This window comes from Cellulophaga algicola DSM 14237 (genome assembly GCF_000186265.1).
GTDB classification, from domain to species: Bacteria; Bacteroidota; Bacteroidia; order Flavobacteriales; family Flavobacteriaceae; genus Cellulophaga; species Cellulophaga algicola.
The window spans coordinates 2,188,754-2,210,462 of sequence record NC_014934.1 but is presented as its reverse complement, the minus strand read 5'-3'; the positions used below and the strand labels follow the sequence as shown (position 1 = coordinate 2,210,462).

Annotated in this window: 17 protein-coding genes and 1 tRNA gene; 6 read left to right on the top strand and 12 right to left on the bottom strand. The window is 35.2% G+C overall.

Annotated features, from left to right (window positions below):
• Positions 1 to 121: 121 nt before the first annotated feature.
• Together CELAL_RS09570 and CELAL_RS09565 are read right to left on the bottom strand one after the other, a co-directional pair.
• Positions 122 to 631, bottom strand: a complete 510-nt coding sequence (locus tag CELAL_RS09570) for a hypothetical protein (RefSeq protein WP_013550706.1) — start codon at positions 629 to 631, stop codon at positions 122 to 124.
• Between the two features lie 365 nt (positions 632 to 996).
• Entirely contained in the window at positions 997 to 1,395 is a 399-nt protein-coding gene (locus tag CELAL_RS09565) for a DoxX family protein (protein ID WP_013550705.1), read from the bottom strand.
• A 446-nt stretch (positions 1,396 to 1,841) separates the two neighbouring features.
• On the opposite strand from CELAL_RS09565, the gene CELAL_RS09560 reads away from it, so the two are divergent.
• Genes CELAL_RS09560 through CELAL_RS09550 form a run of 3 tightly spaced genes read left to right on the top strand, consistent with a single transcriptional unit; the run spans position 1,842 to position 5,220 of the window.
• Positions 1,842 to 3,881 (top strand): ATP-binding protein, encoded by a 2,040-nt coding sequence (locus tag CELAL_RS09560; RefSeq protein ID WP_013550704.1) that lies wholly within the window; start codon positions 1,842 to 1,844, stop codon positions 3,879 to 3,881.
• Positions 3,882 to 3,899: 18 nt separating this feature from the next.
• On the top strand, positions 3,900 to 4,241 hold the full coding sequence (locus CELAL_RS09555) for an ISAon1 family transposase N-terminal region protein (protein WP_013548878.1): 342 nt from the start codon (positions 3,900 to 3,902) through the stop codon (positions 4,239 to 4,241).
• Positions 4,242 to 4,284: 43 nt separating this feature from the next.
• Entirely contained in the window at positions 4,285 to 5,220 is a 936-nt protein-coding gene (locus tag CELAL_RS09550) for an ISAon1 family transposase (RefSeq protein ID WP_041557501.1), read from the top strand.
• 240 nt (positions 5,221 to 5,460) lie between these two features.
• On the opposite strand, the gene CELAL_RS09545 is transcribed toward CELAL_RS09550, so the two are convergent.
• From CELAL_RS09545 to dnaE, 5 genes are all read right to left on the bottom strand, one after another.
• Positions 5,461 to 5,537: transfer RNA gene (locus CELAL_RS09545), tRNA-Asp, on the bottom strand.
• Positions 5,538 to 5,676: 139 nt separating this feature from the next.
• Entirely contained in the window at positions 5,677 to 6,711 is a 1,035-nt protein-coding gene (locus CELAL_RS09540) for a glycoside hydrolase family 26 protein (protein ID WP_013550703.1), read from the bottom strand.
• A 5-nt stretch (positions 6,712 to 6,716) separates the two neighbouring features.
• Positions 6,717 to 7,646, bottom strand: a complete 930-nt coding sequence (locus CELAL_RS09535; RefSeq protein ID WP_013550702.1) for a DUF58 domain-containing protein — start codon at positions 7,644 to 7,646, stop codon at positions 6,717 to 6,719.
• Between the two features lie 123 nt (positions 7,647 to 7,769).
• Positions 7,770 to 8,087 (bottom strand): thioredoxin, encoded by a 318-nt coding sequence (trxA, locus tag CELAL_RS09530; RefSeq protein WP_013550701.1) that lies wholly within the window; start codon positions 8,085 to 8,087, stop codon positions 7,770 to 7,772.
• 99 nt (positions 8,088 to 8,186) lie between these two features.
• Complete coding sequence (dnaE, locus tag CELAL_RS09525) at positions 8,187 to 12,626, bottom strand: DNA polymerase III subunit alpha (protein ID WP_013550700.1); 4,440 nt, start codon at positions 12,624 to 12,626, stop codon at positions 8,187 to 8,189.
• Between the two features lie 223 nt (positions 12,627 to 12,849).
• Here dnaE and CELAL_RS09520 point away from each other — a divergent pair, with 223 nt between their 5' ends.
• On the top strand, positions 12,850 to 13,374 hold the full coding sequence (locus tag CELAL_RS09520) for a 30S ribosomal protein S16 (protein WP_013550699.1): 525 nt from the start codon (positions 12,850 to 12,852) through the stop codon (positions 13,372 to 13,374).
• A gap of 15 nt (positions 13,375 to 13,389) precedes the next feature.
• On the top strand, positions 13,390 to 13,917 hold the full coding sequence (gene rimM / locus CELAL_RS09515) for a ribosome maturation factor RimM (protein ID WP_013550698.1): 528 nt from the start codon (positions 13,390 to 13,392) through the stop codon (positions 13,915 to 13,917).
• Positions 13,918 to 13,942: 25 nt separating this feature from the next.
• On the opposite strand, the gene CELAL_RS09510 is transcribed toward rimM, so the two are convergent.
• The 5 genes from CELAL_RS09510 to CELAL_RS09490 all read right to left on the bottom strand — a co-directional run bounded on the left by CELAL_RS09510 (position 13,943) and on the right by CELAL_RS09490 (position 19,474).
• Positions 13,943 to 14,305 (bottom strand): hypothetical protein, encoded by a 363-nt coding sequence (locus tag CELAL_RS09510; RefSeq protein ID WP_013550697.1) that lies wholly within the window; start codon positions 14,303 to 14,305, stop codon positions 13,943 to 13,945.
• Positions 14,306 to 14,402: 97 nt separating this feature from the next.
• Positions 14,403 to 16,589 carry a PepSY domain-containing protein gene (locus tag CELAL_RS09505; protein WP_013550696.1) on the bottom strand — a complete coding sequence of 729 codons (2,187 nt, stop codon included), beginning with the start codon at positions 16,587 to 16,589 and terminating at the stop codon, positions 14,403 to 14,405.
• A 9-nt stretch (positions 16,590 to 16,598) separates the two neighbouring features.
• Complete coding sequence (locus tag CELAL_RS09500; protein ID WP_013550695.1) at positions 16,599 to 17,093, bottom strand: DUF2271 domain-containing protein; 495 nt, start codon at positions 17,091 to 17,093, stop codon at positions 16,599 to 16,601.
• Position 17,094: 1 nt separating this feature from the next.
• Positions 17,095 to 18,561, bottom strand: a complete 1,467-nt coding sequence (locus tag CELAL_RS09495; protein WP_013550694.1) for an ankyrin repeat domain-containing protein — start codon at positions 18,559 to 18,561, stop codon at positions 17,095 to 17,097.
• 7 nt (positions 18,562 to 18,568) lie between these two features.
• Positions 18,569 to 19,474, bottom strand: a complete 906-nt coding sequence (locus CELAL_RS09490; protein ID WP_013550693.1) for a DUF6607 family protein — start codon at positions 19,472 to 19,474, stop codon at positions 18,569 to 18,571.
• 96 nt (positions 19,475 to 19,570) lie between these two features.
• Between CELAL_RS09490 and CELAL_RS09485 the strand changes: the two genes are divergently transcribed.
• Positions 19,571 to 21,703, top strand: a complete 2,133-nt coding sequence (locus tag CELAL_RS09485; RefSeq protein ID WP_013550692.1) for a TonB-dependent receptor plug domain-containing protein — start codon at positions 19,571 to 19,573, stop codon at positions 21,701 to 21,703.
• Positions 21,704 to 21,709: the final 6 nt, after the last annotated feature.

Genomic DNA, 21,709 nt, shown 5'->3' with positions numbered 1-21,709 from the left:
AAGTGTTACAAGTTAGAATACCTATAATAAGCTTTTAAAAGTAAGAATTTAGCATCTAATGCCGTTAGCAATGCTGATTTAAGTTTTTCAGTCCCTTTAATTAAGTTTTAGAACTTATTGATTAATAAGGTTGTTTTAATTCTAAGGTATAAACGATACCAATAGTTACTGTATTCCAAGAAGCATCATCTAATTGTATACCCGTATACGATATATTAAACTCTGTATACGGCCCCATGAGAAAACCTATTTGAGGTCTGTAATAAAACCCACCATCATTTCCTTCATTTAATCCTAAAGCAGTTCCTATATCGGCGCCAAAAGAAAAAGAATTAGACCCCCAAATACGTAAGGATGCTGCAATTGGTAAAAATTGAATAGTAGGTAAATCAATTAAAACATCTTCCGTGCCATATTTTTCGGCAAAACCATGAATATAACCCGTCATTACCCCTAAATCAATAGTTTCATTCACGGCCCACATATGGCCAAAATCTGCTCCAAGAATTACGCTAGTAGCATCTGCAAATTCATTAACTGCCAAACCTCCTTGTATTCCGAATTTTAAACCTTGTTGACTGTACATTGTTCCAAAGCACACAAAGGCTGCTAATAAAAATAAATTTTTCATCTTAATTTAGTATGGTTGATTATTCACACAAAACTAATCCTGATATGCCATTATCTATTATTTATGTTGTAAAACCCTGTAAATTGGTTGTAGAAGAATTAAATAGCTTCAAAAAACGAATAAGAATATATTAAATATGAATTCTTTAGCGACAAAATAGGCGATGATTAGAGCCTAAACTAAAAAAAACTTACCCCACTGCGGTTTTCCGCAAGGAAAGAAATTTCTATAGAATTAACTTTGCTCTTGAACTATAATAGCATCTCTTTCTATGTACAGAAGAGACTAAAATAGGACAACTAATATTGGCCTACTTATTTATATGAGGATCCGGGGGGAACTTTCTACATTCTTAAGTATGGCCTTTATTTTTTCATTTTAGCATCTACAGCAAGGTAATTGTATTTTAAGGTAACCAATAAACCGGTGAATATAAGAGCGTGTATAAGCTGAGAATCAATTATTCCCCAATTCTCTATCATTGTACTCCCAAACACTAAAGTGATCATTAAAGCGCAACCTAACACCAAAGCCTGTTTTGTAAATAATCCAATGATAAGTAATACTCCTACCACAAATTCTAAGATTGGTAATGTATATGCAAAAGGCGTCACTAAAACCTCTGGAATCATAGATTTTTCAAAACTTTGTACTATATGATTTTTAAAGCCTTCTAGTTTAGGCAAACGAACCAAACCATGACCAAACATACTAACTCCTACTGCTATTCTTGTTAAAAAATATGCTAAGCTATACTCCTTCATTGCAATTGTTGTTAATTAGTTAATTACTAGTGCTGTATAAATTTAATGTATTCCCACCATAATTTACATAGCGGCCTTTATTACAGTTAGCAAAAAAATGAAAAGAATTAAGAATGCATCACTCCTATTCTAAATGTACAGCACCACATCCTACAATGGGCGTTCTAGTTCTCTAGTACTTACATAGCTCATAGGTAAAACCTAAAAACACCTTTACTTTAAACATGACCGCAAAAAAAACATAAGCACCTAATAATCAGACACAAAAACATCCATACTTGATGCCGTCATCGATGAAAGCATCAAAAAATCAGCTTGTCCATCGATACTAATAGTGCACTCAACGTTTGTTACGTATCATTGAGCTACAAGTCTTTAGATACTAATAAAGCCTATGATACCTTTGTCCTTTAATGTGAGCCCAACTCGCCTAAAGACCTACTTTTATGCTAAAAATAAAACCTATAAAAATACGGGATAGTGTTCTTGCTCTATGCTTTGTTCTATTTTTTAACCTATATACCGCTTATGGTCAAAAAACCATAAAAGACAGTCTATATCAAAAAATAGAATCTTTCAAATTAAGACCTGACTACCAAAAAGACACCCTTTATATCAATTCGTTGTATACCTACGGCAAGGCATATGGTTTTTACAATTTAGATAGTTTAAATTTTCTAGCAAATGAAACTATTGAACTTAGTAAAGCAATTAACTTTACCATAGGAGAGGCGAAAGGGCATATTATCTTAGGTAATTATTATTCTGAAACAGGTGAAAAAGAACTTGCAATAGAAAACTACAGTAAAGCAAAAAATATTGCTGAGGCAAATACGTACATTGATGTGATCTTACTCTCTAAAAGTAGTCTGGCTACAGCATATATTTATAAGGAAGAATACACCAAAGCGCTTCAAGAATATTTAAGTGCTATAGAAATTGCGACACAAAATAAGGACAATGATTCCTTAGCTATTTTAAATATAAACATCTCCGTTATATACAGCCTACAGAATGACTATGAGGAATGCATCTATTTTCTGAGCAAAGCGATGGAGTATAATAAAAAGACGGGTAATGAAAGATTAACTGCAGTCACCCAAATTAACATGGCCTCGAGCTATATTGGTTATAACAAATTAGATAAAGCTACAGAAAAGGTAGACGCAGGGCTACCCATTTTAGAAAAATTAGAATTACAAGATTGGATCACCTATGCCTATGAACTAAAAGCTACTATTTTTTACAAACAGGAGAATGCTTCTGAAGCCTTACTTTGGTACAAAAAGAGTGAAAAAATACATGAGAATATTGAACAGAAAAGGTATAAAATATCATTATACAGCGGTATGGCAGAAACTTATTTGAAGCTCAAGGATTATGATCATACCGAAGTCTACGGTTTAAAAGCATTAGCCTTGAGTGACGAATTAAATTTGCTAGATGAGCGCGATGATATTCTAAATACACTCTATGAATTAAAAAAAGAAACGAACCAAGCTGCGGCAGCACTTGGGTATTTAGAAGCGTTTAAAGCCATTTCTGACACCATAAATAAAAAGAACAATCAAAAAGAATTGAATATCTTAAAATCCAATCTTGCCTTTGATCAAGAAAAAGAGCGCTATATCCTAGAAAATGAAAAAGAAGCGGCAAAACAACGTTTGTATTTTTATGGAGCACTTTTAATCATCATCACTTTTTCTATCATTATTTATATTCTAAAAAGAAACAACAGGACTCAAAATATTTTAAATAAAAAGTTAACGGTAAAGACAAGGCAACTTCAAGATAAGGAAAAACATTTAGTGAACTCTAATCACACAAAAACAAAATTATTTGCCATAATCGCTCATGATTTACGAGGTCCTATAAATTCTTTCAAATCTATGTTTGATTTGTTTACCAACAAGCAAATTAACGATGCAGAATTTATTGAACTCGCCCCTACTATGGGAGAGAGCATAGATAGTATTGCTTTTACGTTAAATAATTTGCTCTCCTGGGGTCAAACTCAAATGAATGACATTATTACGGAGCCAGAGCATACGAACATAAGCGATTTAGTCAATCAAAATAATGCGCTATTATCAAAAATGGCAGAAAAAAAATCGATTTCATTTGAAAACAACGTTACCGAAAGTACATTGACTTGGTCTGGGAAAAACCAAATCAGTATCGTGATTCGAAACTTAACGAGTAATGCCTTAAAATTTACGCCAGAGCATGGGAAAATTACATTTGGCGCCACAGACAAACAAAATCACTGGGAGTTCTACATAAAAGATACCGGCGTAGGACTAACTGAAGAGGCTTTACATAAGATTTTCAGCACCAAAGAGACATTTTCTACCTACGGCACAAATAATGAAAAAGGAACAGGCTTAGGACTTGTATTATGTAAAGAAATGATAGAAAAAAATAATGGAAGCATTTGGGCAGAAAGCGGGTCAAACGTAAAACTTGGGGAGAAACTTTATCTTTGACAAAAAAGTGTTTAGATTTTGGATATAGAATTAGTGCGGTATTTGTTGCCGGAAGGCGTATTGGATTACTTTGAAATTGTAAGCCATCAATCATCAGAAGGTAAGGTTCATTTTTACTTAGAAGAAAAGAACGTGCTACCCAAAGAGCACCAAACAGAATTAGCCCATTCCAAAGGCTTCTTACCGGAGATAACAGTTGAGGACTTCCCTCTAAGAGGTAAATCGGTACTGCTCCATATAAAGCGTAGGCGCTGGACTCTTATGGATACGGGAAAAATTATAAAAAGAGATTGGGGTTTAATAGCTAAAGGCACTCGGATAACCAGCGAATTTGCCTCTTTTTTAAAAGGTATCGCTTGACAATCATGCCGTAAGCGCTAAACGGTTTGGCGACTATTATAAAATTAATGGCAAAGCCCTACAGTATCACTACAAAAACCATCTTAGCGACTTCAAGGATTGGCCCCAAAAGGAACATTCACAAAAGTGGTTGCTCTTTGGAAAAAATTTAGGTTACTATTTAAGTTTAGATGAAACCTCTTTGTCCAACGGTGAACTCTACACGATTCTAACCAATAAAGGCGCTAACGGAAAGAAAGGTAGCATAGTGGCCATTGTCAAGGGAACCAAAGCGGATGACGTCATCAGTGTGCTTAATAAAATCCCTGTGGAAAGACGAAATATAGTCAAAGAAGTTACTGTCGATATGGCTGGAAATATGAATTTGATCGCTAAAAAATGTTTCCCCAGAACAGAGATCGTGACCGATAGATTCCATGTTCAAAAATTAGCCTCAGAAGCAGTCCAAGAAGAACGTATCCGATTAAGATGGGAAGTTATAGAAATAGAAAACAAAGCCATTGAAGAAGCTCGAAAAACAGAAAAAACACATAGACCAGAAATTCTCGCTAACGGAGATACCCATAGACAGTTGCTGGCCAGAAGTCGATATGTATTATTTAAACCAAAGACCAAATGGACTGCAGGACAAATAGAAAGAGCGGAAATATTGTTTCGACTTTACCCAACTATTGAAAAAGCCTATAAGTTGGCCCAAGCATTAAGCTATATCTATGAAAATAATACGAATAAGGATGTAGCAAGACTAAAATTGGCACAGTGGTATAACGAAGTAGAAAACTCAAATTTTAAGTCGTTCAACACCATTGCAAGGTCTATACAAATGCATTACAAACCAATTTTGAACTATTTTAATAACAGGAGCACCAATGCTTCCGCGGAATCCTTTAATGCTAAAATTAAAGAGTTCAGGACGATGTTTAGAGGCGTAAGAGATGTTAAGTTTTTCTTGTTTAGACTAACAAAATTATATGCCTAATTTATCTCACTCCCCAAGAATATTCCTTGATCCCAGAAAGCACCATCAATGTGGGCACCATTTTTTATTTTACACTTCCAAAAGCAGAATAAAATATTCCCTTTTAAAAATTTGAGGTATCAACTAGGTTAAAAATTTTTGCTATTAACAATTAGTATTAGAGCTAAACTTGTTAAAATCTCAGCCGAATCACATAACTATAAAACAAAAAAAAATCCTCAACTTTCGTTGAGGATTTGTTGGCGGTCCGGACGGGACTCGAACCCGCGACCCCCTGCGTGACAGGCAGGTATTCTAACCAACTGAACTACCGAACCGTTGCTTTTAGCGGTTGCAAATATACGCCGCATATTTAATTATGCAAACTTTTTTGACTAAAAAATTCACTTTATTTTAAAATAAATTACAAAAAATTTCATTGAACTTAATTATCAGACACTTACAAGAAATTAAATTTTAAACTTTTTTATCACTTAAAAACAAAATATGGGGCATTTGGCTAAATATCTTAAAATCTCTAGCACTTAATTGATCAGGATACGGCACAAAAAAATGTTTTTCGGAGTCATTTCTCCATAATAACACCCAAGCTATACCTGTTCCCACCACAGTATGGTCCAAAATTTCACTCCACCATTGTGCTTCATTAAGCTTATCTAAGCCAATTTCGGTTAACGCATAAGGTTTATTTAAATTTTCAGCTATCGCTTTTAACACCTCAACATTTGTTTTCAATATTTTTTTAAATGCTTTAGCTGTTCCATGCTGATACAAATCTAACCCCAACATATCTACACCATGATCTCCAGGATAATTCATAAGATATTCTGCTTCTGTAAAAACCAAATTAGGAGCGTATACATACAATAAGTTATGAACTCCAAACTCATCTGTCAATATTAATAACGTCTGCCCCCATAAAGCTTTATAAGCCGCTGAACTGCAATGTGGATTGCCCCACCAAAACCAAGCGCCATTCATTTCATGAAACGGACGAAAGGCTACTGGGATTAATACTCCGTTTTTATCTTTTAGACTCAACAAAAAATTGGCTACTCTTTTTAACCACTCTTTATAAATTCTGAAATGACTTCCTCCTTTTAAAATATGTTGTACTGCAGGAGTCACTTCCCAACTATCTCCTTTAGAAACTGGATTATCTGCATGCCAACTTATCGTAATAATTCCGCCATCAGCATGCGCTTTTTGTATTAAAGCACGCATATCATTAAAAGGCACATTATCTAAATTTTTATCTTTTTGATGCTCTATTTGGCCAATATCAAAACCATAGACCAAAGGAAAATCTCCAACCACTTTAAAAACATCACTAGTATATTTATCCTGATCATGCCTCCACCCTACGCCATAAGATGTGGTGTCTTGATGTCCAAAAGCATATCCCTTTTCAGAAAGCCTTTCTATCTTTTGTTTTAACGCTAAAACCTGAGGGAGCGCATGACGATCTGCTAAAAACAACGGAGTATCCATTTTGATTATAGAAATTTTTGTCGCTCGGTCATGTAGGTATTTAATATTTTAGAAAAATCCTCCCTTACATCAACCGGAATATATTTAATTTTATACTGTGCGCATTTCAGTTTTAAATCTTCTTTATACAAATTAACGCTTCTCTGGTAGCCTTCTTTAACTGTATCTGCATAGAGGTCTATTTTTTCCCCTGTCTCTACATCAATAAAACGTTTAGGGGTATTGTCAAAATTAAAATCGACTTCATGTTCTGCATCTAGCACATGAAATAAAACTACTTCATGTTTATTATATTTTAAATGACGCAAAGCATCAAACAATTTCTCATCTTCTGTTTCGCTCTGAAACATATCTGTAAATAGAAAAATTAAACTCCTACGCTTCATTTTTTCTGCAATCAGATGCAAATAGGTATAGGTTTCTGTCCTGTTCTCCGGAGCTGAAGTAGCGCTAATCTCATTTAGCTTCGCCAATAACATCTGATGGTGCCGCTCACTGCCTTTTTCCGAAGCGTAATACTCGTACTGGTCCGAATACACACTTAAACCAACAGCGTCTCTTTGCTTCTTTAAAATAGCCATCAATGCCGCAATAGCCAAAACACTAAAACCAATTTTATTAAGATTATCTAGTGCCAAATTTTTAACTTTAGGGTAAAACATAGAGGCTGAGTTATCTAACACCATATGGCAACGCAGATTGGTCTCTTCTTCGTAGCGCTTGGTATATAATTTATCTGTTTTCGCGAATAACTTCCAATCAATATGCTTTGTACTTTCCCCGTTATTATAAATTTTATGCTCTGCAAATTCCGCAGAGAAGCCATGAAACGGACTTTTATGAATTCCACTAATAAACCCTTCTACCACTTGATTGGCTAAAAGCTCAAGATTTTGAAACAATAAAGATTTATGTAATTCAGATTGTACATTCATACCACTAAAGATAATTAAAACAGTTTAGCTAGCTAAAATATACTTACGTATAGGCAAAAAAAAATCCTGCTATGAGCAGGATTTTTTATTCTTTATGCCCAATAATGGACATTATATTATCTACTATAATGCAGCATCAATTGCATCTGTGTACACTTTCTTAGGAGAAACTCCTACTTGTCTACTTACAATTTCACCATTTTTAAAAACCAATACTGTAGGGATGTTACGTACACCGTATTTAGCCGCAAATTCTTGATTCGCATCAACATCTACTTTACCAACTACAGCTTTACCATCATATTCAGTACTTACTTCGTCAATGATTGGACCTACCATTCTACATGGTCCACACCATGCTGCCCAAAAATCAACTACTACTGGTTTATCACTTTTTAAGACTACTTCGTCAAAAGTTGCGTCTGTTATTTCTAATGCCATTTTGTTTCTTTTTATTGTTATGCAAATTTAGTCAAATATTATTCTTTTTCCTTACTAACGTTACATTCGTTTTAGCTATTGCCCTATCGATAAACTTTATTAATTTAATTTAAATAAAATATCCTGTTTTTCAAGATGCAACAGCAATTCACTAGAAATCTGCACCTTTTGTTTTCTACTCACCAGACTCACCTTAATCTCTTCTTGCATTTCATACACCATAAAATTCAAAGAATGTTCTCCTCTATGGGCATCTATAGTTTGCTTAAGCTCGCGAATTGTTTCTTCTTTTAATAAATCTATATTTAAATTGATCGTCAGTTTTTTCGCATACGTCTCCATCACCTCTTGCAATAACATAAAACTGTTGAATTGCATACGCGGATCTCCTTTTTTACCGGTATCCCTATTGACCCATCCTTCTCTAATAAATAATTTTACGTAAGCAAAAGAGTTAATCATTAAGAAATGGCGAAATTTTAAATACTCTTCTCCAAATATTCTAAACTCAAAAGTATCTGTATAATCTTCCATGGTAAACATTGCCCAACCTTTTCCATTCTTAGAAACTCGATGTTGCACATCTGCAATTACCCCAGCAAACGAAACTTCCCTATTTACAATACTTTCCAAATCATTTAAATTAGAAAGACTAGCATTGCAGAAAGATTTTACTTCTGACTTAAAATCATCTAAAGGATGCCCTGAAATATAAATACCCACCACTTCTTTTTCACGACGTAGTTTTTCCATGGTACCCCATTCTTCGCAAGGTGGCACTTCGGGCTCTGGTATCTGTACATCACTAGCTTCGCCAAAAAGACTTACTTGACTAGAATTTTCGCTTTCTTGGAATTTGGCACCGTATTTTATGGTTTTTTCTAAAAAAGTAACACCATCTCCCTCGGCATGAAAGTATTGTGCTCTGTGTGTATCTCCAAAAGAATCGAATCCGCCAGCAACGGCTAAACTTTCAAATGCTTTTTTATTGGCGGCGCGTAAATCTATTCGCTTTGCGAAATCAAAAACAGATTTAAAAGGGCCTTCTTCATCTTTTCTATGTTCAACTATGGTTTCTACAGCACCACGCCCTACACCTTTAACCGCACCCATCCCAAAACGGACAGCTCCGGCATCATTTACTGCAAATTTGTAATAAGATTCGTTTACATCTGGCCCAAGCACATCTAACCCCATACGCTTACATTCCTCCATAAAGAAGGTTACCTGCTTAATATCATTCATATTATTAGATAGAACGGCAGCCATATATTCTGCAGGGTAATGCGCTTTGCAATAAGCAGTTTGGTAGGCTATCCAAGCGTAGCAAGTAGAGTGGGATTTATTAAAGGCATAGGCTGCAAATGCTTCCCAATCCTTCCAAATCTTTTCTAACTTATCTGCTGCATGCCCTTTTGCCGAAGCCTGTTCAATGAACTTAGGCTTCATTTTATCAAGAACATACTTTTGTTTTTTACCCATTGCCTTACGCAAGACATCGGCTTCACCTTTTGTAAAGTCCGCCAACTTCTGCGATAACAACATCACTTGCTCTTGGTATACGGTAATACCATAAGTTTCCGCTAAGTATTCTTCGTTAGCATCAAGGTCATATACAATTTCTTCGGTACCGTGTTTACGCGCAATAAAACTTGGTATGTATTCCATTGGGCCAGGACGATACAAGGCGTTCATGGCAATTAAATCTGCAAAAACGGTGGGTTTTAATGCCCTCATGTGTTTCTGCATACCTGGAGATTCATATTGAAACACCCCAACAGTCTCTCCTCGCTGAAAGAGCTCGTATGTTTTTACATCATCTAAGGGAAAATTCTCTGGGTCTAATGTAACTCCGTGTTTTGCTTTTACAATTTTTACGGTATCTTTAATTAAGGTTAGCGTCTTTAACCCCAAGAAATCCATTTTTAGTAGACCGGCATCTTCTACGACCGAGTTATCAAACTGAGTACAGTACATTTCGGAATCCTTGGCAAGTGCCACGGGAACGAACTTTGTAATATCATCAGGAGTAATAATAACTCCACAGGCATGTATACCTGTATTACGAACAGATCCTTCGAGAATATAAGCTTGGTTTAAGGTTTCTGCTTCAAGACCATCGCCTTCAGAAATCGCTAAAAGCTCATTTATCTTGATTAAATCTTCTGCCCTAAATTTTGACTTTAAGATTTTTTCATCAACCCCTATAATCTTTTTCAGCTTAGACATATCAGGTATCAGCTTCGCCATGCGATCTGAATCTTGCAACGGCAAATCTAAAGCACGAGCCGTATCTCGAATCGCAGATTTGGCCGCCATGGTACCATACGTAATAATCTGAGCCACTTGGTTTGCCCCGTACTTATTAATTACATAATCCATTACACGGCCCCGACCTTCATCATCAAAGTCAATATCAATATCGGGCATACTTACACGATCCGGATTTAGGAAACGCTCAAAAAGTAAATCGTACTTAATAGGATCTAAATTTGTAATCCACAAACAGTACGCAACAGCAGATCCTGCTGCAGATCCACGACCAGGGCCTACGGAAACATCCATTGCTCTTGCGGCCCTTATAAAATCTTCTACAATTAAGAAATACCCTGGATATCCCGTTTTCTCAATTACTTTAAGCTCAAAATCTAATCGCTCATCAATTGCGGGTGTTATTTCACCATATCTTTTCTTAGCACCTTCATAGGTAATGTGACGTAGGAACTTGTTTTCCCCACGTTTGCCTTTATCCAATTTATCTTCTGCAAACTGAAATTCTTCAGGAATATCAAAAGCAGGCAATAATACATCACGTGCCAATGTAAAGGTCTCCACCTTATCAACAACTTCCTGAATATTAATGATCGCCTCAGGAATGTCCTTGAATAGCTCCTTCATCTGGTCTGAAGACTTAAAGTAGTATTCTTGGTTCGGTAATCCGTATCTATAGCCACGACCACGACCTATTGGCGTCGCTTGTTTTTCACCATCTTTTACACATAAAAGAATATCATGCGCATGTGCGTTTTCTTTATCTACATAATAGGTATTGTTGGTTGCTAACAATTTTACATCATGTTTCTTTGCAAACTGGATCAACACCTGATTTGCACGATCTTCATCTTCTTGACCGTGACGCATAATCTCTATATACAAGTCCGCACCAAAAGTTTCTTTCCACCAAAGTAAAGCTTCCTCCGCTTGGTTCTCTCCCACATTTAACACCTTACTTGGCACCTCTCCATATAAATTCCCAGTTAAAACAATAATATCTTCTTTGTATTGCTCAACTACTTTTCTATCAATTCTAGGCACATAATACTTACCGCTCACAAAGGCGATAGAGGACATTTTTGCCAAATTTAAATACCCTTTTTTAGTTTTTGCAAGCATGACTATTTGATAGCCATTATCTTTCTGAGACTTATTGGTATGATCCTCACAAACCTGAAACTCACAACCGATGATTGGCGTAATTTCTATTTCTGGTTCTGGTAATTCTTCTAAAGCCTCTTCTCCTTCTTTTAAAGTGCCATTTTTAGTAGCTTCAAAACGGATAAGGTTTTCTTCATTACGAGAAACCACCCCTTTATTATGATTGATAACACCACTTACAAAATGGAATGCCCCCATCATATTGGCATGATCTGTCATTGCTACAGCAGGCATTTTTGCTTTAGCTGCTGCCGAAATTAAGGCAGGAATACTAATTGTAGATTGCAATATTGAAAATTGCGTATGGTTATGAAGGTGTGAGAAATTAGCAGTTTCTAAGGTTGCTAAGTTTTCTTTTATTTCTTCTTGAGAAACACCACCTGTATCTTTATCCCAAAGTGCATCTGCTATTTTTTTAGATGCTTTTTTAAGGTTGATATGTTTTAAACCAATTAATTGGATTTCTTGAGGGTTGGCCTCCGAGAAATTCTTAAAATAATCTGGCTGAACATCTAATTTCTCAATCGTGTATTGCTGTTTACGAACAAGTTCTAAGAAACAACGCGTAGTTGCCTCAACATCGGCTGTTGCATTATGCGCTTCTCCAAAGCCAACCCCGAATAGATAGTGATGTAATTCTGTTAATGTAGGAAGCTTAAATTTACCCCCACGCCCACCAGGAATCTGGCATAATGTTGCGGTATGCTCTGTACACGTATCTAAAACAGGAAGTTCTTGTAATGGGTTTTCTACCCCCATTCTATGAAACTCCGCTCCCATAATATTTAAATCAAACCCAACATTCTGCCCAACAACGAACTTTGTCTTTGCCATGGCTTCATTAAATTTCTCTAAAACTACAGCAAGAGGCACCCCTTTTTGCTCCGCTAATGCAGTAGAAATACCATGGATTTGTTCTGCATCATAAGGGATATTAAACCCGTCTGGTTGCACCAAATAATCTTGATGTTCTATAAGGTTCCCCATGTCATCATGCAACTGCCAAGCAATCTGTATACATCGAGGCCAATTATCGGTGTCCGTAAAAGGAACATCCCAACGTTTCGGTAATCCAGTAGTTTCAGTGTCAAAAATTAGGTACATAAATAGGAGTTTTTCTTTCTAAAAAAGCAGTTTGTAAAAATACAAAAAAGAGGCGTTTTGTAGACCTTAAATAAAGAAGAGTTATTAACGTAGTGCAACAAAATTCAAAATCAAAAAAAACTATTGCACATTTACCAAAAAAAGGTATATTTGCACCCGCTTAAGTATAAGCAAACTAAAGAATTAATAATCAAGGGTCGGGCACCCTACAAATTAATGTGATATGCCAGTAAAAATTAGATTACAAAGACACGGTAAAAAAGGAAAACCATTCTATTGGGTAGTTGCAGCAGATGCAAGAGCTAAAAGAGATGGTAAATTCTTAGAAAAATTAGGTATCTACAATCCTAACACAAACCCTGCAACAATTGATATTAACATTGATAACGCAGTAACTTGGTTACAGAATGGTGCACAACCTACTGAAACTGCAAAGCGTTTATTATCATACAAAGGTATTTTAATGAAGCACCATTTATTAGGTGGTGTTCGTAAAGGTGCTTTAACTGAAGAGCAAGCTGAAGAAAAATTCAATACTTGGTTAGAAGAAAAAGGAAAAATCGTTGGAACTAAATTAGATGGTTTAGACAAAGCGAAAGCAGAAGCTAGAGCTAAAGCTTTAGAAGCTGAAAAAGTAGTTAACGAAAAACGTGCTGCTGAAGCTGCCGCTGCTGCATTACCTGAAGAGGTTGTTGCTGAAGCTGCAACAGAAGAAGCTCCTGCTGCTGATACAGAAACAAAAGAGTAATTATTTACAAACGATATGCAAAAGTCAGATTGTTTCTACTTAGGTAAAATCGTTTCAAAATATAGCTTTAAGGGCGAGGTACTTATTAAATTAGATACCGACGAACCCGAAGAATACGAAAACTTGGAATCAGTGTTTATTTCTTTAGGAAATAACCTGGTTCCATTTTTTATTAAAAAATCTAGACTTCATAAATCGACACTTCTACGTGTTCGTTTTGAAGAAATAGCTGACGAATCTGATGCAGACCGCGTCATGGGCTCAGAAATTTACCTTCCTTTGACCATGTTACCAAAACTTACGGGTGACAAATTTTATTTCCATGAAGTCATTGGTTTTACCCTTTTAGACAGTGTTCATGGTGACATCGGAATCATTGAAAGTATCAACGACAGTACTTCTCAAGCACTTTTCGAAGCTTTAAAAGATGGTAAACAATTGTTGATACCTATCAATGATGAAATTATTACTAAAGTAGACCGTGAAAATAAAACAATTCACGTAACCACACCCATTGGTTTGGTTGACTTGTATTTAGAATAATCCGTTACGCTAAATAACTATTTGCTTAGCTTAGATCTATAGCCTCATTTTCCAAGAAATTATCCAATCGCAATTGAAAAATTGTGCCACTGATTAAATCCTTGATTTTCTCTAATTCAGGATACGTCATCGCAAAACTCAATTGTCCTAAAGGTGTTTGCAATAAGTAAGATCTGCAGTTTTCCTTATTCTGACAATCATAGCAAACACACAAATCATCTAAAGTGTCATTTACTTTTGAAGAAAAACACACCAGTTCATTCGGAGTCAAATACATTCCAGTATCTTTAAATACTAACTGTACTTTTTTGAAATCCTTTCCTAGGTTTTTCTTCCATTGAAAAGCTATTCCAAAATCATTATAATAAATAGTATCGATATCGTTCATGGGGTCGTTTTTATTTATATACATTCTAAATAACTAAATTATGTAGAATCATTCTAAATAAAAAATGTATTCCCTATTATTTTCAGAATAATAAGAATTAATAGCAATCTGATTTAATTAAGTGCCTAAACGATTCAAAATCAGTTTTATTAGCTTCACACAATTGCCTTAAAACACTTTGTACTCCTTGATACATGGCTAAAGACCCACATATCATAAGGGTTCCACCCATCGATAAGGTTTCAAAAATAAATACAACATCACGCAACAAAAGATCCTGAACATATACCTTTCCTTGTTCTTGCGAGAGCGCTAGATGTAGTTTTGCTAAATGTCCATTAGCCAAACTAGCATTCAACTCGTTCTCATATAAGGCATAGGATTGCTGGTTGCGTAAGCCACAATACAAATACGTTGGAATATTTTTTGTGTTCTGATCCAACATTCCTAGAAATGGGAGTACCCCCGTACCATTACCAATCAAGACCACACGACTTGATTTTTTAGGGAAATGAAAATTTTTGTTTTCTATAATTCGAGCAGAAAAAATAGCATCCTTTTTCAAAGCATTTAAATAACCAGATCCTAAACCTTGAGCATGGAGTTTCACACTTAAATGAAGCGCACCATGAAGCTTCCCTATAGAATACAAACGCTCATGGTAATCGTTTTTAGGGTAAATAGCTAACAAATCACCCGACGTAAATTGTAGCCTCTTATTTGGCTTTAAAACAATTTTGAAAGTATCATCAGGATTATCCTTTGAGGCGGTAACAGAAATAACTTTAAATTCTTTTAAATGTTTCGGTTTTACATCTAGACTACTGGAAGGAACTACAATTGTTAATCCTACTGCTTTAGACCACAGCCCTACCCATTGTTCAAAACTGCTAAAAGATTTGTCATTGATAGTACATACAGGTAACAACTGCTGTTTTCCTTGTTGTTGTAAACTCACATCAATATCAAATGCAAATTTACAGAACTCAGGATATGCTAAAGATCCAAAACCAACTACAGAAAAACTATAACTCTTATCTTGCGGAACTGTGTTTAATAGGTTTAAAAAATTAGTAGCATTTACAGGCGCTTCTCCTTCTCCATACGTAGAAGTCATGACAATTACATGCTCCACATTTTTATACGTTGCATACGCATTAAGTTCCGATAAAAACACACTATGACCAGATGCCATAAGCTGTTCTTTTAGCGCATTAGCAAAAACCAAAGTGCTTCCATTTTCAGAACCTACCAAGATTACAAACGTACTAGAATTTTTAGTGAATTTATTTTTAATCCGTGATTGTCTTCTTTTAAAAGTCATGACAAATCCTGAATAGATAAAAAACAAAATATTAATAGTAGCGACCGCCAAAATTAAGGACCATACAATACTGCCTTTACCGGTATGCAATTGAATACTAAGGCGTGACAATACGCTGGTAAGCGGACTCTGAACCTCGCTAAGAATTTCTCCAGTAAACTGATTAACAAGAAGCGCTCTATCTTCTAATTCTACGGTATAATAATCTTCTACATCGTCAGAAAAAGGAAATTCTACGGAGCTGAGTTCAGAAAGCTTAACCTCTTGAAGAGCAGGAAAATTATTTATTAATACCACTGGCGTAGCAGCAATAGTCTCATAAGCTACTTCATGAGAACTCTTAATATTCGGGAATACATCAAACTTTTCTAAAGACAAATAAACCCCTGTAACGGTAATGATTATAATGGGTATTAAAGACCACCTTCCTAAAACCACATGCCAGTATTGAGAGAAATTTTCGTTTACTATTTTAGCAAAGAACTTTTTAAATCCACGTTGCCTTTGCAGCACCAGAACAGCTCCTGAAATAGAAATTAAGAATAATAAAAAAGAACAGAAACCTACTAAAAATCGCCCTGTACTTTTCAAAAAAAGGGAACGATGCAAATTGGTTACAAATTGAAAAAAGGTTGAAGCCTCGGGCTTTTCTCCTAAGAAAACTGCTGTTTGGGGATTAAAATAACCCGACAAAGATTCGCCTTCCTCTGTAATAACACTTGCCAACACAAACTCATTCGCATCTACCTCTAGTGCTATAACTTCTGGATAGGTATCCTTAAATACGGTGATGGTTTCTGAAAGAGAGAGAGTATCAAGGTCGGCCATTTTATAAGGCTGTATTTGCTCCAAGATAGGTTCAAATGCCAGTATAATTCCGGTAACCGATGCTAATAATATAAAAACAAAAGAAGATATAGCCAAGGTAAGGTGGCTATATCTCCAGATCGAAATTGTCATAGAAACTATTTAATTAGGCAATAAACGCACATAACGTAAAAAACCCGTGCCTTCTACTTTACTTTTTACAGATGCCGTTGTCAATTCAAACTGCACATCTTTTGTATAGTATTCTTGATCTTCTACAGCAGTTTCAAACCGAATACTATAACCACTATTTATTTTTGAATCCTCAATTTCAATAACACTTACAATTCGTCCTCCACCTGCTATAGTAGCTCCAGTAATCGCGTCTATCCCAGAGCGTTTTTTTCCGTAAAATTTCCACCATTCCGTTAGGTCATGGTACCATTCACTATCATCTCCCTGCACATAAAGCGTCTTCTCATAATCTCCTTTTGGGTTAATTAATGATACTACCACATAAGCGCCTTCACCTGTATAATTTACCATCTGCATCATACACTTGTATTTTGTGGCAGCAGGTTTAGCACTAAAAGAATAAATGGAAAAGACTACTAGCATTACAAATGCCGCTCCCGTTATTTTAAATACGTTTTTCATATTATTTTAAAAATTCAATTGATATATTATTTTCTTGTAACAATTCGTTCTCAGCAGCTAAATCATAGACAGATTCATCAAAATCTGTTACCGCAGCTTTCTTTGCTCCTATACTTAATAAATATTTTAAAACCGTATCATCTTTAGCCTTCATAGCTGCTAAATGCAAAGGAGCTATACCTTCTTTGTTTTTCGCGTTTACATCAATACCATATTCATTTATACGTTTTAACAGAGCAATATCATCATATTCCAAAGCTATATGAAACAAGGTATTTCCATTTTCTTGTGTTTTAGCAAGATCAAAACCTGCCGCTTTCAACACCTTTAATTTTTCTTCAAAATCTGGTTTCTTATGAGCTTTTAAAAGGTAATACGCCAAGGTATTTCCGTCCTTATCAATACTAGATATAGCTGCTTTATTTTTAAGTAAATAAGAAACAACCTCAGGAGAATTGTATGCAACTGCAATTGCTAATGCAGATTCCCCTTTTTTATTTACGTGATTTACATCGTCCACCATAGGCAACAAATAAGATATAACCTCCAATTTATTTCTCCCTGCAGCATTTAAAAAGGCTGTATTCCCATCAGCATCCTCTAGGTTCATAGCCAGCCCTTTTGCCATAAAATAGTCTAGCACCTCCTTGTTCTGTTCGTAAGATGCAAGATTATGCAAAGGCGTATTACCTTCAGAATCTATGACTTTAGGGTTTAAATCTAAGGATTCTAAAAACTTGTAAAAACTCAATGGCTTAGCTTTAGCGTTACGCCCCGCTTGGGTCGCAAAAATAAAAGCAATATCGTTTCCTTTTATACCTTTCTGATGTAATTTTTTTAAATGGGCTATATCGCCTGTTTTAGCCACATAATTAAAAGCGTCATTACCATCACGATCTACACTAGTTAGCGCCAAACCTTTACTCGTAAAATAATCCATTAACTTAAATTCTGGATCATTTGCTGCTGAAAGTAATAATGCATTTGCACCGTGAGGATTAAGGTCTTTTTTTAGATCTGCTCCATTAGCCAAACAAATATCATACACCTTCGTATTTTGCTGTCCTGATGCTGCTGCAAAATTTAAAATGGTACTTCCTTTATCATCGGTAATGGTAGTTTTTGCCCCTTTAGCGATTAGATACTCCATAATTTCTGTATTGCCTTTATAAGCTGCCCAGAACATATAAGTTCTACCATCATGAGTTAGTTTATTTACATCATTGCCGTCTTTAGACTGCACGTATTTGATAACAGCGTTATCATTTTCTTGTAAAATAGCATACACAACAGCATCAAAATTATTTGATGTTTTTGCTGTAATATCATTCCCTTCTTTAATTTTTAAATCGATACTTTCAACAGTAGGCTTACTATTCCAAAAATCTCGCTCTAGAAAAACATTCTCTTGCGCACTTAATTGAAGTCCAACTAAAAGCACTAAACTTAGTAGTAATTGTTTTTTCATCTTTATTTTATTTTACAAATGATTCTATAACTGGATTTATTTGTTCTGCTGAGTTATAATTTTCGTCGTCAAACAAATATTTAAATAACACTTTATTGTCCACTTTTTCTTCTAAAGACAAATCTTTATTTCGTGCAAAAACCTCATCCCATTTTAAACGCACTATTTGCCACTTCGCTTCATGACTCGCCCAGTACTCCTGTGCCGCTTTACAGTTACTATCAGCTACTTTAACATAATCATTATGTCCTTTCTCTTGCGCTAATAAGACATCTTCTTTACCCTCCTCACGAATTACTTTATTATTATCTTGGTCATGAATCCAACCTTGAGCAACAATTTCCTGTCTGTTTGTTCTGGTCGTTACATTATAGTCACTACGTGTTGTATATTCTCTTCTAGGTAAGGGTGCATCTGTTGTATTTTCCCAATAGCTTTTACCGTCTGCATGAATCCAGGTTGCCGTACCTTCATACCGCGGACTATCATCTACTTGAAATACTTTTTGAGACCACTGCCCTTCTACTACCTTTTTTGGCAAACTAATAAATTTCCATTTATTATCATGATCAAACTCATACAAATTAGTGTTCTGATATTCCCAATCTTGTCTCCAGTGTTTTACAATATAAGGTTGCTCTGGAGAACCCACGATAAGCAAATGTTGTAACATAATCTTATCATCAGAATCTTCTACTAACTGAACCCATTCTAAGCCTTTATCATGTTTTGTCTTCGAAGGCACATAGGTAGAATCGTTTGAATATTCAAAGGTTTCTGCAAAATTAAAAGCCACTTCATAACACCCACACATACTTTTGATAGCCTTCTGGTCTTGTTTTTTTTTAGACTGAGCATGTAACACCCCAGCAAAGACGAAACTTAATAAGACAAAAGAGATAGATTTTTTCATTTCATTAAAATTTAAATTGATTTCTTTTAAAAAACATTAACCTTATTTAGACTCAATTAAAATAAGATATTATATTTGCCACAAATCTAATCAAGAATGAGTCTAAATAAAAATTATTACTGCCTTTTTTTTACCCTAGTTTTGACCGGATTTCTTTTTTCTCAAACTACAGCGACTGATACTACGCATATAGAAACCTTAAACGAGGTTGTCATTACAGGACAATACAACCCAACGACGATAAATAAAGCTATAAATAATGTAATTGTCATTACTAAAACACAAATAGAAAACCAAGCAGCTAATACCCTTGCAGACGTTCTAAACTTTAATTTAAACCTTACCATTTTACCAAGTTCGCAGACTGGAAAATCTACCATTTCTTTCTTTGGCCTAGATGGTCAGTATTTTAATATACTAATAGACAACATTCCTTTAGTAAGTGATAGTGGAATGGGAAACAACATAGATCTCACCCAAATAAATCTTGATGATATTGAACGAATAGAAATTGTAGAAGGTGCCATGGGGGTAGAATATGGAGCCAATGCGGTTTCTGGAGTTATCAATATTATTACCAAAAAATCTTCCGAGGAACCTTGGAAGATCCAATTTCTTACGCAGGAAGAAACAGTAAGTAATGAATATGCTTGGTTTGATAAAGGAAGACATATTCAGGGTCTAAACATATCACATAACTTAAGTGATCAACTATACGCACGGATAGGTTTTAATAGAAATGACTTTGCTGGTTTTTTTGATAACAAACAAGGGCAGAGTTATTATCAAAATGATGGCTTAAGAGGCTATGAATGGCTTCCTAAAACACAATACAATACCAATGCATTTCTTAATTACAAAGGAGATAAATTTACGCTACTTTATAAGTTCGAATACTTTAATGAGATTTTGAACTATTATGATGAAACGGTACGGTCCAATATAAATGTTGAAAACCAAACAAGCAACCCCTCCTCTACAGACAAAATCTTCAAAACAAATAGGCTTGTAAATAATTTAAGCATTAATGGAACTTTTAATTCTGGTGCTAGGTATGATGCTTCTCTTTCGTATCAAGAACAGAAAAGAGACTTAAATCAATTTAACTATTACATCGTCACGCAGCAAAAAAGTGATGTGACAAACGAGACCTATCAATCTAGCAAAGTATTGTTCTCTAAAGGAACTATAAATAATCTTCTTCAGAACGATCTTTATAATTTTCAATTAGGCTATGAAGCACGATATAATAAAGGATTTGATACGCAAGCCTCTGGCGACGTCACTCAAGAAGACAAAGAATACACCCAAAGCAACTTTGCACTATTTACCTCTTCTGAATGGAAAATAACAGATGCCTTATCTGCAAGACCTGGATTTAGATACGAGTACAATTCAAAATTTAACACGAAACTTTTAGCTTCCCTGAGTCTTAGGCAACAATTAAAAAATGGCGTTGAGCTAAGAGGAAATATAGGCACCTCATACCGCACACCAAACTTTCAAGAACTCTATTACTATTTTGTAGATTCTAACCATGATGTGCAGGGGAATGAAAATTTAAATCCAGAAAAAGGATACACCGCCTTTATCAACCTAAAAAAAACAGCTACAATACCTAATGGAATAGTGACAAGCACGCTAAAAGCAAGTTATATAGACATTAATGATAAAATAGATCTTGCCATTATCAACAGCACCCCTTTGCAGTATGAGTACATCAATATAAATGCTTATAAACTTTGGGGATTGACCACCGATAACAGCTTGAAAAAAGAACAGTGGAATTTTAATTTTGGAGCCACCATACAAGGCATCTCTAGAATAGCAGCAAACGAAGCAAATGCTTCCAATGATTTCTTATACTCTTTTCAAATAAATACAAGCAGCACCTATATTTCTAAAAAATGGGACACCGCTTTTAGTCTCCTATTTAAATACAACGGTGCACAATATGATTACACCGCTTCTGATGCAGACGAAGAAGGCAATTCTATTTTCTCAAAATCTAAAACCAATGCCTATAGCTGGATGGATGCTTCCATCAAGAAATCTTTTTTGGAGAAAAAAATTCAAGCAACCATAGGCGCTAGAAACTTATTAGATGTAACCAGCGTAGCCATCAGTAGTACCACTTCTGGGGGCACGCATTCTACGAATAACAACGGACTTTTACTTGGTTACGGTAGGTCTTTTTATTTAAAACTATTATACAATCTAAACTTTTAACAATTA

Bases quoted from the DNA above. Each gene is read 5' to 3' on its own strand.
- CELAL_RS09505 (WP_013550696.1), bottom strand. From the start codon at position 16,589: ATGACAATTTCGATCTGGAGATATAGCCACCTTACCTTGGCTATATCT.
- CELAL_RS09570 (WP_013550706.1), bottom strand. From the start codon at position 631: ATGAAAAATTTATTTTTATTAGCAGCCTTTGTGTGCTTTGGAACAATG.
- CELAL_RS09540 (WP_013550703.1), bottom strand. From the start codon at position 6,711: ATGGATACTCCGTTGTTTTTAGCAGATCGTCATGCGCTCCCTCAGGTT.
- rimM (WP_013550698.1), top strand. From the start codon at position 13,390: ATGCAAAAGTCAGATTGTTTCTACTTAGGTAAAATCGTTTCAAAATAT.
- CELAL_RS09510 (WP_013550697.1), bottom strand. From the start codon at position 14,305: ATGAACGATATCGATACTATTTATTATAATGATTTTGGAATAGCTTTT.
- CELAL_RS09495 (WP_013550694.1), bottom strand. From the start codon at position 18,561: ATGAAAAAACAATTACTACTAAGTTTAGTGCTTTTAGTTGGACTTCAA.
- CELAL_RS09485 (WP_013550692.1), top strand. From the start codon at position 19,571: ATGAGTCTAAATAAAAATTATTACTGCCTTTTTTTTACCCTAGTTTTG.
- CELAL_RS09500 (WP_013550695.1), bottom strand. From the start codon at position 17,093: ATGAAAAACGTATTTAAAATAACGGGAGCGGCATTTGTAATGCTAGTA.
- trxA (WP_013550701.1), bottom strand. From the start codon at position 8,087: ATGGCATTAGAAATAACAGACGCAACTTTTGACGAAGTAGTCTTAAAA.
- CELAL_RS09490 (WP_013550693.1), bottom strand. From the start codon at position 19,474: ATGAAAAAATCTATCTCTTTTGTCTTATTAAGTTTCGTCTTTGCTGGG.
- CELAL_RS09535 (WP_013550702.1), bottom strand. From the start codon at position 7,646: ATGAATGTACAATCTGAATTACATAAATCTTTATTGTTTCAAAATCTT.
- CELAL_RS09520 (WP_013550699.1), top strand. From the start codon at position 12,850: ATGCCAGTAAAAATTAGATTACAAAGACACGGTAAAAAAGGAAAACCA.
- CELAL_RS09560 (WP_013550704.1), top strand. From the start codon at position 1,842: ATGCTAAAAATAAAACCTATAAAAATACGGGATAGTGTTCTTGCTCTA.
- dnaE (WP_013550700.1), bottom strand. From the start codon at position 12,626: ATGTACCTAATTTTTGACACTGAAACTACTGGATTACCGAAACGTTGG.
- CELAL_RS09565 (WP_013550705.1), bottom strand. From the start codon at position 1,395: ATGAAGGAGTATAGCTTAGCATATTTTTTAACAAGAATAGCAGTAGGA.